The sequence below is a fragment of the Sphingopyxis sp. genome (assembly GCF_036402335.1).
GTDB lineage: Bacteria > Pseudomonadota > Alphaproteobacteria > Sphingomonadales > Sphingomonadaceae > Sphingopyxis.
In genome coordinates, this window is sequence record NZ_DASWTD010000118.1 from 1 (window position 1) to 2,942 (window position 2,942).

The window sequence follows — 2,942 nt, forward strand, 5'->3', positions numbered from 1 at the left end:
GACATCTGGCACATCCTGTCGGGCTATCACCGCGACGCGCTGGGCGAGGCGTGCCTGGTGGCGTTCTCGTACGCCCAGACCAGGGGCCTGGGCTGGGCGCTGATCGCACGCGGCGAACCGAAGTTCACGAACGCGCCGCTCGCGCTCGCCAGCCCATCAAGGCTACCGCTGAACGAGCCGACATAGAATTTGTCGAACAGGTTGCTGACGTTCAGCTGGACGTACGAATGTTCGAGGCCGGCGCTCGCGAGCGAGTAACGGATGTCGAGGTCGACGACCGTGTAGCCCTTGAACTTGGCGCCGGGGGCGATCAGGTCGGTCTTCGTTGGGTCATCCAGCTTCGGGACTGCCTGAACGACGCCGTTGATGTCGTTCATGAAGCGCGAGCCCGTGTACTTGGCCTGGACGCCCAGCGTGAAGTCGCCCAAATTGCCCTGGGCGCGCCCGCCGAGCAGCCATTCTGGCGCGTTGCGCTCGCGCTTGCCGGCCGTCCGCAGGTAGGCGACGCCATCCTCGAGATAACACAGATTGGCACGCGCGATATCACTTGCGGCGGCGCAGCCCGAGGTAACGGCATCGCGCTCGATCTTCGACTTCAGGTACGAACCAAAGACGTAGAGCGAGATTTCCTTGATCGGCTGGTAGGCGATGCTGGCATCGATGCCGTATTTCTCGACCGGGCCGAGGTTGGTATCGGTTCCGTTGCCGTCGATGTCATAAGAGGTGACGAGACGGTTGCTGTACTTCGAATACCAGCCGGTCAGCGCCGCCTGGACCTTCGAGGTCTGGTAGCGGAAGCCGACGTCGAAGCTGTCCGAAGTTTCCGCCGTGCGTTCCGACGAAATATCATCGGCGGGGAAGAAGAAGGCGCTGTACAGCGAGTCGGTGCTCGGAACCGAAAGGTTCTTCGTATAGCTCGCCGCGAAGCTGAGGTCGGGGGTGATCTTGTAGACCGCACCGACGTTCGGCAGCAGCTTGTCATATTTCAGCGTGCGGCTCTGCGGCAGCGCGGCGCCCGAGGGTTTGGTCCCGTTGTAGGCATAGGGGAACACCTCCTGATAGTCGGCGATCTGGTCGGCCGGCGCGCATTCGACGAAAGCGCCCGAGCTGCCGCCCGTGCTCGACGTGAAGCAATAATTGTTGAGGTCGCGCTTGAAGAAGGGCGCGCGCAGGCCGAGCTGCACGATCAGCTTCTCTTCGAAGAATTCGCCGCGATATTCGCCGGCGACCTGGTGCAGCGTCGCGAACGACAGGCGGTCGCGCTTTTGCAGGACGTTACCGTTCACGTCGAGGACCGGATCGTTGATCGGAAACACGTCGGTGGGCTCGCCGTTCGGGAACAGGAAGCCGGCGGCACCGGTCTGGCGGTGGCGCGCACGGTCATAGCTGTACGACAGGCGGACGCGGTTCGTGTCGTTGATGTCGTACACGAGGTTGGCGATCGCGACCCAGCGGTTGGTGTTCGTCTGGCTCGGCGACAGCAGGGTGACCTTGCCGAGGACGCCATCGCCATTGAGGTCGCGGCCGAAATAGAATTTGCCGCCATAGTTGCCGGTGCCGGTGAAGGTCAGGCCGTTCGCGGGGTTCAGCTTGGTGAACTCGCTTTCGAAGGCGTCGGTTGTGCCGCCGCCGTTGGCCTTGACGGTCTGCCAGGCGCCATCGAACGACAGTGTCAGGCGGTCGGTCAGCGTGAAGCGCGACTGCCAGCGGACGTTGCCGGTGTTCGACGGATTGTAGCGGCGCTCGAACTCGGTACCGCAATTGTTCACCGTGCTCGTCTCGCTCAGCGAGCAGGGGAAGCCGCCGCCCTTCGTGGGGTCGCCGATCTCGTAGAAGCGGCCGTCCTTTTCGCCGGTGATGGCGTTGGCGCGGAGCGGCGAGCCGCCAAAATTGTTGCGGTTCTCGTTATAATGGCCGGCGATCGCGATGAAGTCGCCATTGTCGCCGATCGGCTGATAGATCTTGCCGTTATACTGCTGCTTGCGAACCTTGCCGTAGTTGGCGAAGGCGGCATCGTTGCGGGTGGTCGAGGCCGAGAACCACGCCTTGGTGCCCCACGGCGTGAATTCGCCCGTCTGGATGAGGCCGAAGACGCGATAATAGGGGCGGTCGCCCGCGCCGTCGGAGAGGATGTTGCCGTAGGAGGCGCTCACCATGGCGCTCAGCTCGTCGGTCGGGACCAGCGTGTTGATGTTGACGGTGCCGCCGACGGCTGCCGCGGTCGGGCTGTCGACGTCGGTCGAACCGAGGTTGACGTTGATTTCCTTTACGAGTTCGGGGTCGACCTGCTGGTTGGTGTAGATCGCATAGTTGCCCGAATCGTTCAGCGGGATACCGTCGAACGTCTGCGAGATGCGCGACGAGTCGAAGCCGCGGATCGTGAAGTTACCGCCGCTCGAGCCCCAGGGATCGTTGTTGGTGAAGCTGACGCCGGGAACAAGGTTGATGATTTCGTTGATCGACTGGCCGGGACGCTGGCGCTGGATCAGTTCGGAATCGACGACGACCTTTGCCTTCGGCGTTTCGGGGATGATGATGCCCGCGACATCGCGCGAGGTGGTGCCGGTAACGACGATTTCGCCGTCGAAATCCGACGAACCAGTCGACTGGGCAAAGGCGGGAGTGGAGAGCAGCGCGACCGGAATCAGCGCGCAGCTGGCGGCAAGCGTGTGACGGAATTTCATTTCAGGATGTCCCCTTGGTGGTGCGTTCGGCGGCGCGCGACAATGGGCGCGCTTGACCTGCGAGCGCCCCTGACGCCCGCATGTGGCACGATTGTGACAGCAATTGTGACAGTGCAACCCGCGCGCCGTTGCGGGATCAGGAAGAGGCCGGAAAATCGCGAATTTGCGTTCGGGGCCGGGAGTTATCCACAAGCCCTGCCCCTTTTTTTTTAGCTACTGTTGCTGCAATGCAACATAAAAAGGGCGCCCCGCAGGGCG

1 protein-coding gene is annotated in these 2,942 nt (G+C 62.7%); it reads right to left on the bottom strand.

Translation table 11 applies throughout. The annotated features are described in order from the left end of the window. Positions 1–26: 26 nt before the first annotated feature. Complete coding sequence (locus VGD20_RS03460; RefSeq protein ID WP_331133113.1) at positions 27–2,684, bottom strand: TonB-dependent receptor; 2,658 nt, start codon at positions 2,682–2,684, stop codon at positions 27–29. Positions 2,685–2,942: the final 258 nt, after the last annotated feature.